Raw genomic sequence first — 14,556 nt, 5'->3', positions numbered from 1 at the left:
TATTTTACAAACCAAAGCTTGAAACGACCAACCTCAAAGCAAATCTTTACAAAAACAAAACAAATCCACTTTCAGTGTAGCATGTCCTACAAGATGGAAACCGCAAAAAAAGTGCTTCCCACAAATTTGCAGGAAGCACGTTTACTTATAAGACGCCTAATACGGAGCGGACGGAGTCGGCAGATTTAGAAAGCGCTGCTTTCTCATCATCCGTTAATTCGAGCTCAAGTACTTGCTCGATCCCATGCTTACCAAGAATGGTCGGGACACCTAGATACAAATCGTTAAATCCATACTCACCTTCTAAATAAGCAATGGCAGGTAAGATTCGACGCTGGTCTTTGATAATCGCCTCAACCATCTCTGCGATTGCGGCAGCTGGCGCATAATACGCAGAGCCGTCACCTAGCAGTTGGACAATCTCACCGCCACCTTTACGTGTTCGCTCGACGATTTGCTCGATCCGTTCATGTGGAATGAGCTTTTCAAGCGGGATGCCCCCAGCGTACGAGTAACGTACGAGAGGCACCATATCGTCACCATGTCCTCCGAGCACAAACCCGGACACATCTTTGACAGACACGTTCAGCTCTTGTGCGACAAATGTCCGGAAACGAGCCGTATCCAGTACGCCAGATTGTCCGATGACGCGTTCTTTCGGAAAACCCGATTCTTTGAACGCTGCATACGTCATCGCATCCACCGGGTTCGTCAAGACGATTAAAATCGCCTCTGGAGAATAGCGGGCAATCTCTTTCACAACCGATCGCATGACGTTTGCGTTCGTTGCAACCAGATCGTCCCGACTCATCCCCGGCTTGCGCGCGATTCCCGCCGTGATGACGACGATGTCTGAATCAGCCGTATCGGCATAATCTGACGTTCCTGTGACCCAGGCGTCAAAACCTTGGATCGGAGCCGTTTCTTGCATATCGAGCGCTTTCCCTTTCGTCGGTCCAACTTTTTCTTCCATATCGAGTAGGACGACATCCCCTAGCTCACGTTGAGCCAGATACAGTGCGGTGGTCGCACCGGTGAAGCCACTTCCAATTACAGAAATTTTGTTACGACGAATCATGAGCTCTCCCCCTCAATTGACGACTTATTCGTTTGAATTACATGTTTTTAATCAATTCATCCGCGAACTCTGAACATTTCACTTCTGTCGCGCCGTCCATAAGACGTGCGAAGTCGTATGTGACAACTTTCGAAGCGATTGTTTTCTCCATTGAGTTGATGATGAGGTCAGCCGCTTCGTTCCAGTTCATGTGGCGTAGCATCATCTCACCTGAAAGGATGACTGAAGATGGGTTTACTTTATCGAGACCTGCGTATTTCGGAGCTGTACCGTGAGTCGCTTCGAAGATTGCATGTCCTGTGATGTAGTTGATGTTCGCACCAGGTGCGATCCCGATTCCACCTACTTGAGCAGCAAGGGCATCCGAGATGTAGTCACCGTTCAAGTTCATTGTCGCAACGACGTCGAACTCACGTGGACGTGTCAAAATTTGCTGGAGGAAGATATCTGCGATCGAATCTTTGACGATGATTTTCCCTTCAGCTTCTGCTTTCGACTGAGCTTCGTTAGCAGCTGCTTCGCCAGACTCTTCTTTGATACGGTCATATTGTGCCCATGTGAACACTTTGTCGCCGTATTCCGCTTCAGCGAGTGCATAGCCCCAGTTTTTGAATGCGCCTTCTGTGAACTTCATGATGTTTCCTTTGTGTACAAGCGTCAGAGATTTACGGTTGTTCGCAATCGCATACTCGATCGCAGCACGAACTAAGCGCTCCGTACCTTCAGAAGAAACCGGCTTGATCCCGATCCCTGATGTTTCTGGGAAACGGATCTTGTTGACGTTCATCTCGTCTTGCAAGAATTTGATGAGTTTTTTGACTTCATCGCTTCCTGAAGCGTACTCGATGCCAGCATAGATATCTTCAGTGTTCTCACGGAAGATAACCATGTCCGTGTCTTCGGGACGTTTTACTGGTGATGGAACACCTGTGAAGTAGCGGACTGGACGAAGGCATGTGTATAAGTCGAGCTCTTGACGAAGAGCGACGTTCAATGAACGAATTCCTCCACCGACTGGTGTCGTGAGTGGACCTTTGATCGCAATCAAGTACTCGCGAATTTGATCGAGTGTTTCTGTTGGGAGCCACTCACCTTTTTCGTTATATGCTTTTTCCCCAGCGTATACTTCCATCCATTCGATTTTCTTGTCGCCGCCGTATGCTTTTTCAACCGCAGCATCAAATACGCGAACAGCCGCATTCCAAATGTCAGGTCCCGTTCCGTCACCGATAATGAATGGTACCGTCGGAACGTTTGGTACGTTCAATACACCGTTTTCAACTGTAATCTTTTGTCCTTGTGTCAACATAATGAATCCCCCTAAGTACATTACTGTAGGTCGACGCGTACGCCGACCTACGTCACTTGTTAGTTTACCAAACTTTTGTCTGAAATGTGTCCTGAATTAACGTTCGTTCACAGGAACATATTTACGGCTCGTTTCACCGACATATTCCGCGCGTGGACGAATCAAACGGTTGTCCGCATATTGCTCGAGGATGTGGGCAATCCAACCCGACATACGAGATACGGCGAAGATTGGTGTGAAGAGATCTTCTTCAAGACCGAGCGCATAATACGTTGAAGCTGAATAGAAATCGACATTCGGCTTCAATCCTTTTTCTGTTTCAACGAGATGATCAATTTTTTCAGACATCTCATACCATTTCGGTTCTCCGATTTGAGCTGTCAATTGACGACTCATTTCTTTCAAATGCTTCGCGCGTGGGTCGCCATCTTTATAAACGCGGTGACCGAAGCCCATGATTTTTTCTTTACGTTCGAATTTACCACGAACGTATTCTTCGACGCGGTCAACCGAATCGATTTCATGGAGCATCTTCATAACTGCCTCGTTCGCACCACCGTGAAGTGGCCCTTTAAGTGCTCCCATTGCCGCCGTAACACCTGAATACATATCCGAGAGCGTTGCCACACACACACGCGCTGTGAACGTCGAGGCGTTCAACTCGTGGTCAGCGTGTAAGATGAGTGCCTTATCAATCGTTTTTTCTGCGACATCACTTGGTTCTTCGCCGTTCAACATGTAAAGGAAGTTCGCCGCGTAAGAAAGACCTTCTTTTGGAGCGACAGGTTGCTCTCCTTTACGAAGGCGAGCGAATGCTGTCACGATTGAAGCGACTTGCGCTTGTAAGCGAATCGCTTTACGCATGTTCGCTTCATCACTCATGTCTTCAGATTCCTCATCATATAAAGCGAGTTGCGAGAGCGCCGTACGAATCGTTGCCATCGCATTGGCTGATTTCGGTGCACGCTTCAACGTGTCGATCACGTCTTCAGGCAACGTCGCTTCTTTTACAAGCGCTTCTGATAGCGCTGTCAATTCCTCTGCATTTGGTAAGCGGTCGTTCCACAATAAGAAGACAACTTCTTCAAATGTGGCGTTGTCCGCTAAATCATCAATGGTGTATCCTCCGTAAGTCAATTGTCCGTCAATAATTGAGCTGACTTTTGAGGCTGCTGCCACAATACCTTCTAACCCTTTTGTCGTTGACATTCATAACTCCCCCTCAGTCTTGTATAAAGTAATCGACCGTAAAAACAGTCTGTTTATAGGGAATAAGGATACGGGATGGGTTTCTCCCCTGCATTCACCCAGTCTCCGTTTACCCTGTCCTTTATATAGTATAAACAATTTATTGCAAAAAAGAAATGTAAGCGGCTTCAGTTGTCAGAAAATATCAGAACCATTTTTCAATGACGTGATATCCTCCTAAAATCAATGCCGCAATCCCCGCACCAATTAATGGTCCAACAGGCACGCCTTTCATGAATCCGACCGCTAGAATCGTACCTGCGAGGAGTGCTGTCGTGACGACCGGGTCGACGCGCATCAGTTGAACTCCTTGAGCAGCTGCTAAAGCGACAAAGATTCCTGAGCCGAATGCGACAATCCCGACAGGCCCTTTAATACTATTCCACAATTCTTTAAACCCGATATCGCCGGTCGCAATCGGTACGAGGACTGCAATCGTAATAATCGTCACGCCCCAGTTGATTCCTTTCGATGCAAGTGTCGGAAACAGTTGATCACCTAACCCTAGAGCTTTAATCACTAAAAGGGCACTACTCGCAATAATAATCGATTGGTTTTGAGCGATGACACCAATCAATACCAATAAAACTAAAAACAGATATGCACTCATACGTATTCCTTTCTATGAACGGAAAAAGAACCGACCTTTGAAGAAGGCCGGTTCGATTGTCGTTCAATTATGCGTTGTAGATTTTACCTGTAAGTGGGTCGATTGAAATCATCTGACCGTCACGAAGCGATGTTGTCGCTGCATCAACGCCTACGATGACTGGCTTGCGAAGTGATGGACCAACGATTCCAGCGTGGCTCGTCAATCCGCCGTCTTCCGTAATGATTCCAGCCGCTTTTTCGATGGCCGGCATCATTTCTTTGTCCGTGAATGGCGCGACGAGAATCATGCCATCTTTTGCTTTCGCATTGGCTTCATCTGCGTTTTTTGCGACCACAACTTCACCGACAACTCCGCGCTCACCGATTCCACGTCCGTCTGCAAGAGCGTGACCTACGATGTGAACTTTCATCATGTTCGTTGTTCCAGCAGTCGCTGCAGGGATACCGGCTGAGATGACAACGAGGTCACCGTCAGTGACGAATCCAGCGTGACGTGCCGCTTCTGATGCTTGAACCAACATTTCATCCGTGTTGTTCGGCATTGTTTCAGCAACGATTGGATATACGCCCCATACGAGGTTCAATTGACGTGCAACGCGCTCTGACTCTGTGACTGCGATGATGTTCGCCTCAGGACGGTACTTCGCTGTACGAGCAGCCGTGTATCCTGATTGTGTCGGTGTCAAGATTGCTTTCGCGTTCAAGTTGATTGCTGTGTGTGCAACCGCTTGAGAGATCGCATCCGTTACCGTATGCTCACTGCGCTTCTGACGATCTTTCAACAAGTTTTTGTAGTCGAGCATGCGTTCAGTACGTTCTGCGATGGCAGCCTGCATTTGAACTGACTCGATTGGGTAGTCCCCTGCAGCTGTTTCACCAGAAAGCATGACTGCGTCTGTTCCATCCAAGATCGCGTTTGCTACGTCAGATGCTTCCGCACGTGTCGGACGTGGGTTACGTTGCATCGAGTCGAGCATTTGCGTTGCAGTGATAACCGGCTTCCCGAGATCGTTACATTTCTTGATGAGTTCTTTTTGAACTGGTGTTACTTCTTCTGTCGGGATCTCGATACCGAGGTCACCACGAGCAACCATCAAGCCGTCAGAGATTGCCAAGATTTCTTCGATGTTATCGACACCTTCTTGGTTCTCGATTTTTGGGTAGATCTTGATGTGTGACGCATTGTGTTTTTCAAGAAGTTGACGAATTTCAACCACGTCAGACGCACGACGTACGAATGATGCCGCGATCACGTCAATATCTTGTGAGATCCCGAACTCGATGTCCGCGATATCTTTGTCCGTGAGGGCAGGAAGGTTTACCTTGACGTTTGGCAAGTTAACACCTTTCTTCGTCTTGATGATTCCTTCGTTTTCGATGACACAACGGAGATCACGGTTATCAAGCTTTTCAACGACACGAAGTCCAATGAGACCGTCGTCGAGCATGATGTGTGAACCGACTTCTACATCATCGTAAAGTCCTTCATACGTTACAGAGAAACGATCTTTTGTTCCGACGATTTCTTCTGTCGAGACGATTGTCACTTCTTTTCCTTTTTCAAGAAGTGCCTTGCCATCCTCGAATGTATGCGTACGGATTTCAGGACCTTTTGTGTCAAGAAGTACAGTGACGACTTTACCTGCTGCTTTCGCCGCTTCACGGATGTCACGGATACGAGCACCGTGCTCTTCATAGTCACCGTGTGAGAAGTTAAGACGGGCAACGTTCATCCCAGCTTCAATCATTTCAGGAAGACGCTTCTCAGAAGCCGGTCCAATGGTACATACAATTTTCGTTCTACGCATAATATAAAAACCTCCTAGGGGATATAGTGCAACTTACAAACAGAAAACGGGGGGCCATAGACCGTATCCCGTCTCTGCAACATACTGAATCACTTAAATCGACAATTGGTTGACGAGGTCAATCAATTGCATATCAATCGTGTGCTTATTATTGTCGAGCGCCTCATCGATATCGAGATCCATCATCTGGTTGTTTCGGATTCCGACAACGCGGCCCGCTTTCCCTTCGAGCAAGATCTCTACAGCGTATGCACCCATACGACTTGCAAGGACACGGTCCGCAGCAGTTGGGGAACCACCACGTTGAATGTGACCGAGAATCGTAACACGTGTTTCTGAGTTCGTCTTCTCAGCAATCAATTTGCCGATTTCTTCCGCACTTCCCGCACCTTCAGCAACGATAACGATCGAGTGTTTCTTACCGCGTGCAATCCCGTGATTGATTCGTTCCACGATGGCATTCAAATCCTCTGGACGTTCTGGGACGAGAATCGACTCCGCACCACCAGCAAGACCAGAATAAAGCGCGATATCACCAGCGTCGCGACCCATCACTTCAATGACATACGTACGTTCATGGGATGAAGCCGTGTCACGAATTTTATCAATCGCGTCAAGCGCTGTGTTGAGCGCTGTGTCAAAACCGATTGTCGCATCTGTTCCTGGGATATCGTTATCGATTGTACCTGGAAGCCCGATTGTCGGGAATCCGAGTTCAGTCAATTTTTGAGCTCCGCGATAAGAGCCGTCTCCACCGATGACGACGAGGGCATCGATATTGAATTTCTTCAACTGTTCTACTGCTTTTGCGCGACCTTCTTCTGTTCTGAATTCAGGGCAGCGCGCAGAACGAAGGAACGTACCTCCACGTTGAATGATATCGCCGACTGATCCGAGATTTAATTCGACTAAATCGCCTTCGATTAATCCTTGGTAGCCGTTATACACGCCGTACACTTCAAGACCTTCGAAAATCGCTTTTCGGGTCACGGCACGGACAGCAGCGTTCATTCCAGGAGCGTCTCCTCCGCTTGTTAATACCGCAATACGTTTTAAATTCACGTCACTCACCTCTTATGTGTTTTAACGAAATCTGAAAATAAAATACCATGTCTGACCTTTGTTTTACAACACAAGTATGTGAAAAAAATGCATAGGGTATCTCACGAAGCAGTCACTTGATGAATGAATGAAGCTTTATTCAAAGCCATTGTTACCGTTTTCACTCATTAATTGTGCCAATTTGATGATATTTGTTAGCACGTCCTTGAATCAGCTCGGGAGTTGCTTTCGCGAGCAACTCATTCATGTGCTGTAATAAGACAGGTTTCAAGAGTGACGACTGTAGTGACACATCAACGTGTGCCCCCCCATACACTTCTCCGACCACTTCATCGACAATCCCTAGGTTGTATAAATCTTGTGCTGTAATCTTCATCGTTTCTGCCGCACGTTCCGCTTGTTTCGCGTCTTTCCACAACAGTGCCGCTGCACCTTCTGGCGAGATCACCGAATACGTACTGTTCTCAAGCATCAATAGACGGTCACACACACCAATTCCAAGCGCACCGCCTGAACCACCTTCCCCAATGACAACGGAGACGATTGGTACTTTCAACGTCGCCATCTCAAATAAGTTGCGAGCGATCGCTTCACTTTGCCCTCGTTCTTCAGCAGCTTTCCCAGGATAAGCTCCTTTCGTGTCAATGAACGTCAAAATAGGACGGTTGAATTTTTCGGCTTGTTTCATGAAACGCAGCGCTTTTCGGTAACCCTCTGGATGGGGCATCCCAAAGTTTCGTTTCATATTTTCTTTCGTGTTCCGACCGCGTTGATGACCAATGATCGTTACCGGAACACCTTCAAACGTCGCAAGTCCAGAGACGATTGCCGCATCATCATATCCATGTCGGTCTCCATGGAGTTCCATAAAGTCCGGGAATAAATGATGGATGTAATCGAGTGTTGTCGGACGTTTTGGGTTTCGCGCTAATTGCACGCGGTCCCACGGTTTCATATTCCCATAAATATCTTTTTCTAATCGGTCGAGCTTTAACTCGAGATGACGGATTTCACGTGATAAATCGATGCCTTTTGTTTCAGCTGTCTCTCGCAATTTATTCAACTGCTCGTTCACTTCTTTGATTGGGTCAAACATGACGAACACCCCCATCGTGTAATCCAATCATCTTCTTCAAAAACGAACGCATCTGCTCTCGATGAATGACAGCGTCTAGTTGTCCAGACTCGAGTAAAAACTCGGCCGTCTGAAAGTTCTCCGGCAGTTTTTCACGAATCGTCTGTTCGATGATCCGGCGTCCGGCAAAACCAATCAGTGCTCCAGGTTCCGCAACATTTAAGTCACCTAACATCGCAAAGCTCGCCGACACCCCACCTGTCGTCGGGTGTGTCAGATATGCAATATACAAAAGTCCTGCCTCGTCATGCTCTTTCAATGCGATTGACGTATTCGCCATTTGCATCAAGCTGACCATTCCTTCTTGCATTCGCGCTCCGCCTGAAGCAGTGAATAACACGACTGGAAGTTCGAGCGATGTGGCGGTACGAACGGCTGACGCAATCGCTTCTCCAACGTATGCACCCATCGATCCCATACGGAATCTCGAGTCCATCACACACACGACGAGTGGGAGTCCATCGATCGTCGCTTTTCCGCAAACGACGGCTTCTTCAATCCCTGTGCGTTCTCGATCTTTCGTCAGCTTCTCCTCATAGTCAGGGAAGTTGAGTGGGTTCGATTTGACAGATGGTCCTTCAAAGCGTTCAAACGATCCCTCATCGACTAGCATATCAATCCGTTCCTGTGCCTGGAGCGGGAAATGGTAGCCGCAATCACACACTTTATGATTTTCGTTAAGCTGTTTTGTATAATGCATATATTTACAAGATGGGCATTTCGTCATCAAACCCTGTGGTGCGTCAATTTTTGGTTCTCGTTGACGCAATGGCATATATCGTTTCGGTTTCTTGAAAAAAGCAGTCATCGCTTCCCCCTCGTTCATTCCGGCATCCCCATTCCACGCCACGTCTCGATTAACAACTTTCGTTCCTCGAGCGTGTATAAATCCCCAACGTCTAATCCGTCAAAAAATCGATTGACTTCGTTCCAAATTCGAATGAACAACTCATTCTCCAACTGAAAGATGAGTTGCTGACGAAACAGGCGATCGTCAGCAATCACTCTCTCTAAATCAGTAAGTCGTTCACTCGTCGGTTTCACTTCTGTGAACGCCATGCGCTCCAATAGTCGGAGCATCTCAACGATATCGGTCGCTTTCGTCTGTTTGGTCACGATGAATTCCGATAAGATCTCAATATACTGGTGTCTGTCTTGTTCACATAAGAACGTCCCGCCTCCACGCCTTGTCTCCACAATGCCTAAAAAGCTGAGTGCTCGTAACGCTTCGCGAACTGAGGCACGGCTGATTGACAGTGTCTCGGCAAGTTCTCGTTCGGACGGTAGCCGATCTCCTGGAACTAATGACGATTGGACGATTAATTTTCGTATTTTAGAAATATTCTCGTGAAATGTGGATGCGTGTTTTTCATGCATCTGACCGTTCAACTCCCTTTTTCGAATCACGTAACATATATAAGTGGTCAGACCAATTAGTGCGATTATATCACTTTTTAGGACTTGGTACTAGTTTCTGGACCAACCATTTTTGTATCGATACGCTTCAAGACAACATCTTCTTCCCCGAACCGCCTCTTTGCCTCTGCTATATATTCCTCGTTAGAATTGATGGAAAAAGCCGAAGCCAGTTGCTTTACTTCTCGCGTATCCGTAAATTGGCAGATGACCGGAACATCGCCTAGTGAACGCTGAATCCAGTCTTCTAGTTCTGAGAATCGGTCAACGGTGAGCCGAACGAATAACGCATGTCCATGTAGTGGGCGAACTCGCTCGACAATCAATTGTTTACGTCCATCACGTTCGTTCGTGTGCACTTCAAGTAGTAATATATTTCCGATGTAGAGCGATCGACCAAACTGAGCGAACGTTCGTGGGAAAACGACAACTTCTTCCTGAGACATCCCATCGTCCACCATCATGACACCCATCCGTTCTTGCTTTTTCGTCATAAATGTACGTACGTCATCTACATATACGACTAAATAACCATTCGATGCGTTCATGATCTCTTCAATCGTCGAAAGTTTAACGCCGACGTTCGGAATCGAGGTTAGTGGGGAATGCACGACCCACGTCCCGAGCGCCTCCCTTTCTTCTTCAGACCAATTCGGTTCGTTCACTTTCTTTTGTTTGAGTCCGAGTGAAGATAATTCATCCGGCAAAAAGTGTGTACCTGCTTCTTCTCGCAAACGCTCCACTGCTTCAAAGGCACTCGTTCGATTTCCATGGTACATTCTGTCAAGGGCACCTGCCCCAAGCAAACGACGCAATTTGAGCTGGTCTTTCTGTCTCCATTCCATCATTTCTTGAAGCGTTCTGACATCTTTCACTTGTCCGTTCAACTCAATCAGTCGCTCGACCTCACGTTTGGTCAGACCTTGAATCGCTTTTAATCCAAGACGGACACCTGGCCCTTCAAGCGTCGCGTCAGCATGACCATGTAAGACGTCTGGTGGATACACCGGGATCTGTTCTTTTCTAAGCAATTTGACAAGTTCACTCGTTTTTTCCGATGTCACGACATGGAAGACACGAGGATAATGAGCCTTTACATAAGCCAATCGATAGCTGATCATACTGTAGGCGACCGCATGAGAACGGTTAAATCCGTATCCCGCGAACTTTTCAATCCACGAAAAGATTTGCGTCAGAACGTCTTTGTCACCTGCTTTTGCCTGATTTAAAAATCGTTCCCGCTCCCGCTCAATCATACCGACCTCTTTTTTAGCGATGGCACGTCTGACTAAATCCGCTTCCGCGTAGGAGTACCCCCCTAATTTACGAAGCAGTTTCATCACTTGCTCCTGATAGACGAGTACTCCGTATGTCGGTTTCATAATCTCCCCTACGTCTGGATGGACAGGCTGATAAGGCATCCCATGTTTTCGTTTCGCATACGTTTCGATGAACTGCATCGGCCCCGGCCGATAGAGGGACATTGTGACAACGATATCCTCAAATTCAGTTGGCTTCACTTGCCGAAGTGCTTGCTTCATCCCTGTCGATTCAAATTGGAAGATGCCATCCGTTTCCCCTCTAGCAAGAAGGCGATATGTTTTTGCATCGTTCAATGGGATTGTTTTTAAGGAGAATAAGGCATCATTCTCACGAATCAACTCTTCCATTTGTCGTAAACGCGTCAAATTACGTAATCCGAGCAAATCAATTTTCAAGAGCCCGATTTTTTCCAAATCCTTCATATTATATTGGGTCACACGTTCATCTAGTTCAGGCTGGAGCGGGGTCACTTCTTCAATCGGTTGACGACTGAGGACGATTCCGGCTGCGTGAACGGAAGATTGACGTGGTAATCCTTCTAACTGTTTCGCAATCCGCAACAGTTGTTGACGCTTTTGGCTACCCGCGAACCATTTCATCTGTTTCGAGTTCGACATTAACTCGTCTAGTCCACCCGTCTTCACTTGTTTACTCGCCGCCTGACCTTCCTCGAGCGTCATGCCGAGCGCTCTCGCAACGTCACGAATTGCCGCCTTCGCCCCGAATGTGGCAAGCGTTCCGATTTGAGCCGCATGATCTTGACCATATTTCGACAGGACATAAGAGACCACTTCTTCTCGACGCTCGTCCTCAAAGTCGAGGTCGATATCCGGCATCGACACCCGTTCCGGATTTAAAAATCGTTCAAAGAGCAAACCATATCGAACCGGGTCGATTTCTGTGATGTGAAGGGCAAAACTGACGAGAGAACCGGCAGCAGAACCCCGACCTGGACCGACTTCAATCCCTGACTCTCGGGCAAATCGGATGATGTCCTCAACAATCAAGAAGTAAGAAGAAAATCCGGTCTTTGCAATCACTTCTAGTTCGAACTTCGCTCGTTCAATATAAGGTTCCTTTAAAAGCTCCAACGCCTTTAATCGTTCAGCGACAAGACGTTTTAACGTTTGGTCTGCATCCGGTATCTCCGGGATGGCTACTTCCGCGGTTGGAAGCTGTTCGAGCTGAATGCTTTTCTCGAATCGATCCAATTGTGCCAACTCTTCCATCGTGAACCAGTCATTCATCTCACTCGGCAATCGAACGTGTAGTCCTTTTTGTCGCACATCTTCATTCGACAACACTTCTCCCTCACGGATGGCAGAGATTGCCCGGAAACCTTCCACGTCTTCCGGTTTCATATATCTCGTTTCAGGGGCCGGAATCAACTGAACCGCTAACTCTTCACGCATGAGGCGAAGTTGTTTCAATACTTGCACTTGTTCTGTCGTTTGAGGTGCAGGGAGTCCTAGCCACAGCTTCTCTTCATCCACGAACGACAAGAGTTGATGATAAAGGCGACGTCGGTGAACCGGGTCGCTCGCTTTCCAATTTTCAGGAAGAACAATAAGCGGCATCGATGTTCGACCATCAATCCCTCCCGCTTGGATGAATCGATATTGTTCCTGAATCTCGGCTTTATTCGAAGCGTAGACAAGAACCGATATGTCTAATCCATCTAAGCGAAGGACCGTCCTCAATCCGATGAGTGGTTTCACCTCATATCGCTTGCATAAAGATAGAAATGTCGGGACACCATAAAAGGCATCATCTGCGATGGCGACGGCGCGACTTCCCCGTTCAGTCATCTGCATGACATATTGTTCTAATCGAATCGTACTTTGTAGTAAGCTATAAGCAGTTCTAACATTTAGATGAATCATCGATGTCCTCCTCTCTATTTAAACGAATTGTCAAACTCAATTCATCTCTTCTCTGATACAATAATTATAGACAATATTCATGATAAAAGGGGGTAAAAGCGTATGATTATCAATCGGGGACAAATCGCACGTGATAAGTTAGAAAAATTACAGAACGGTCAGACCGTATTTGCGGACAGTCCAGAAATCATTGAGCGGCTTCGAAAATACATCACCGAGTATCAACTCGATGTCGTCGAGGATGTGACGGAGCGTGGCACTTGGTTCATCCCACAAGAAGATGGAGACAAATAAAGAGAGCTGACCGCGGTCAGCTCTCTTTATTTTCTTCAAACGTGAATCCCTTCGCCACTTCATTCAATGCCGAAATGACGTCATCCATCTCATCCCAAGTGTCGATCGTGGCACCGGCCGCCATCGGATGACCGCCCCCACGATATCGTTTGGCAACCTCATTGATGACCGGACCTTTCGACCGAATCCTGACACGAATCTCCTCTTTGTTTTCCACGAACATGACCCAACATTTCAAGCCTTCTAAACCGGAAAAACTATTGACGAGTTGGGACGCCGCTTCCGGAGAGGCATGGAACGTACGAAGTACATCTTTGTCAATCTTCACATATCCGACCCCTTCATCCGTCACGTTGACATGTTGAAGCACGTATCCTTGAAGTTGCAGGGTCGCCAAATTCGTTTTATACATATGTCGATAGAGCTTGTTCGTATCGATGTCTTTCGCAATTAAAGTTGAGGCGATTTCAAACGTCCGTGCCGTGGCGTTTCGGAATTGGAATCGCCCTGTATCGCCTACGATGCCAGCATAGAGCAAGAATGCTGCTTCTTGGTCGATTGGATATCCCCAACGGTCCGCGAGTTCCGCAATCATCTCAGACGTCGAGCTGACCGTCGTGTCTACGATCTGGGTCATCGCATACGGGTCTTCATCAGGGTGATGATCGATTTTGATGATTGTCTTTCCTTTCAACGCGAATGGTCCATCGATTCGTTCTTGATTGGCTGTGTCGAGAATCAACACGAGAGCATCCCGGTACATCTCTTCCTCAACGTGTTCCATCTTACCCAAAAACTCGAGGTCGGGTACCATGCCACCGACCACATAAATTTGTTTATCTGGATGGACCGATTTCAAAATATGTTGTAACCCTAATTGACTCCCTAGTGCATCAGGGTCTGGTCGGACGTGGCGATGAATGAAAATGGTGCTTGCCGCTTCGATTTCCGATTTGATTGTTTCTGCTTCCTGCCATTGCGTCATGATGATTCCTCACTTTCCTCCACACTCTTATGGTATGATGATAACAGATTACGAGATAGAAAGGGGTTCCTTCACTTGCAACTTGTCATGATTGGACTCATTTTGTTCGCGCTCGGAGCTTACTTAGTCTTCAAGCGCCGTGCCTTTTTGACAAAGACACCGAACCGAAAAGCCTTGTTCAATACTCAGGCCTTGATTTGGTTAAGTTTATTCCTCGCACTATTCGCCGCAAACCAAATGGTCGGTGGCTTCGGACTCAATTCGACTGTCGGTTGGATTGTCAGTATCGTCATGCTCATTGTCGGTCTCGGTAACGCGATTGTCGGATTCATCCGTTATCGGAAGATCTATCCACTCGCCGCAGAAGAACCGACGAATACGCCATCATGAACAAGAGCACCCG

Annotated in this window: 13 protein-coding genes; 2 read left to right on the top strand and 11 right to left on the bottom strand. The window is 47.3% G+C overall.

Going from position 1 to position 14,556, the window contains the following annotated elements:
* Nucleotides 1–145 precede the first annotated feature (145 nt).
* From mdh to dnaE, 10 genes are all read right to left on the bottom strand, one after another.
* Nucleotides 146–1,078: a malate dehydrogenase gene (gene mdh / locus KNO94_RS05930; protein ID WP_214778174.1), complete on the bottom strand. Its 933-nt coding sequence runs from the start codon at nucleotides 1,076–1,078 to the stop codon at nucleotides 146–148.
* Between the two features lie 37 nt (nucleotides 1,079–1,115).
* Nucleotides 1,116–2,384 carry an NADP-dependent isocitrate dehydrogenase gene (gene icd, locus KNO94_RS05925; protein ID WP_031423152.1) on the bottom strand — a complete coding sequence of 423 codons (1,269 nt, stop codon included), beginning with the start codon at nucleotides 2,382–2,384 and terminating at the stop codon, nucleotides 1,116–1,118.
* Nucleotides 2,385–2,483: 99 nt separating this feature from the next.
* Entirely contained in the window at nucleotides 2,484–3,596 is a 1,113-nt protein-coding gene (gene citZ, locus KNO94_RS05920; protein WP_214741338.1) for a citrate synthase, read from the bottom strand.
* A gap of 184 nt (nucleotides 3,597–3,780) precedes the next feature.
* A complete protein-coding gene (locus tag KNO94_RS05915; RefSeq protein ID WP_214778310.1) occupies nucleotides 3,781–4,251 on the bottom strand; it encodes a DUF441 domain-containing protein in 471 nt (156 codons plus the stop codon).
* A gap of 61 nt (nucleotides 4,252–4,312) precedes the next feature.
* Entirely contained in the window at nucleotides 4,313–6,055 is a 1,743-nt protein-coding gene (gene pyk / locus KNO94_RS05910; protein WP_012726719.1) for a pyruvate kinase, read from the bottom strand.
* Nucleotides 6,056–6,148: 93 nt separating this feature from the next.
* Nucleotides 6,149–7,117, bottom strand: a complete 969-nt coding sequence (pfkA, locus tag KNO94_RS05905) for a 6-phosphofructokinase (RefSeq protein ID WP_012726720.1) — start codon at nucleotides 7,115–7,117, stop codon at nucleotides 6,149–6,151.
* Nucleotides 7,118–7,277: 160 nt separating this feature from the next.
* Complete coding sequence (accA, locus tag KNO94_RS05900) at nucleotides 7,278–8,213, bottom strand: acetyl-CoA carboxylase carboxyl transferase subunit alpha (RefSeq protein WP_214778173.1); 936 nt, start codon at nucleotides 8,211–8,213, stop codon at nucleotides 7,278–7,280.
* Nucleotides 8,206–9,060 carry an acetyl-CoA carboxylase, carboxyltransferase subunit beta gene (accD, locus tag KNO94_RS05895; protein ID WP_214778308.1) on the bottom strand — a complete coding sequence of 285 codons (855 nt, stop codon included), beginning with the start codon at nucleotides 9,058–9,060 and terminating at the stop codon, nucleotides 8,206–8,208. Before accD ends, accA begins: the two co-directional genes overlap by 8 nt.
* 14 nt (nucleotides 9,061–9,074) lie before the next feature.
* Nucleotides 9,075–9,659, bottom strand: a complete 585-nt coding sequence (locus KNO94_RS05890) for a FadR/GntR family transcriptional regulator (protein WP_353047829.1) — start codon at nucleotides 9,657–9,659, stop codon at nucleotides 9,075–9,077.
* A gap of 47 nt (nucleotides 9,660–9,706) precedes the next feature.
* Nucleotides 9,707–12,874, bottom strand: coding sequence for a DNA polymerase III subunit alpha (gene dnaE / locus KNO94_RS05885; RefSeq protein ID WP_214778172.1), 3,168 nt, complete (start codon nucleotides 12,872–12,874; stop codon nucleotides 9,707–9,709).
* A 102-nt stretch (nucleotides 12,875–12,976) separates the two neighbouring features.
* Here dnaE and KNO94_RS05880 point away from each other — a divergent pair, with 102 nt between their 5' ends.
* A complete protein-coding gene (locus KNO94_RS05880) occupies nucleotides 12,977–13,168 on the top strand; it encodes a YtzJ family protein (protein WP_214741349.1) in 192 nt (63 codons plus the stop codon).
* Between the two features lie 16 nt (nucleotides 13,169–13,184).
* Here KNO94_RS05880 and KNO94_RS05875 read toward each other — a convergent pair whose 3' ends face one another.
* Nucleotides 13,185–14,153 (bottom strand): DHH family phosphoesterase, encoded by a 969-nt coding sequence (locus KNO94_RS05875; protein ID WP_214778171.1) that lies wholly within the window; start codon nucleotides 14,151–14,153, stop codon nucleotides 13,185–13,187.
* A 75-nt stretch (nucleotides 14,154–14,228) separates the two neighbouring features.
* On the opposite strand from KNO94_RS05875, the gene KNO94_RS05870 reads away from it, so the two are divergent.
* Complete coding sequence (locus KNO94_RS05870) at nucleotides 14,229–14,543, top strand: YtpI family protein (RefSeq protein ID WP_251125836.1); 315 nt, start codon at nucleotides 14,229–14,231, stop codon at nucleotides 14,541–14,543.
* The last annotated feature ends 13 nt before the right edge of the window (nucleotides 14,544–14,556 follow it).

The sequence above is a fragment of the Exiguobacterium sp. s22 genome (genome assembly GCF_018617455.1).
Taxonomy (GTDB): domain Bacteria; phylum Bacillota; class Bacilli; order Exiguobacteriales; family Exiguobacteriaceae; genus Exiguobacterium.
Note: the sequence above shows the minus strand (reverse complement) of the source record. Positions and strands in the feature narration are given on the sequence as shown.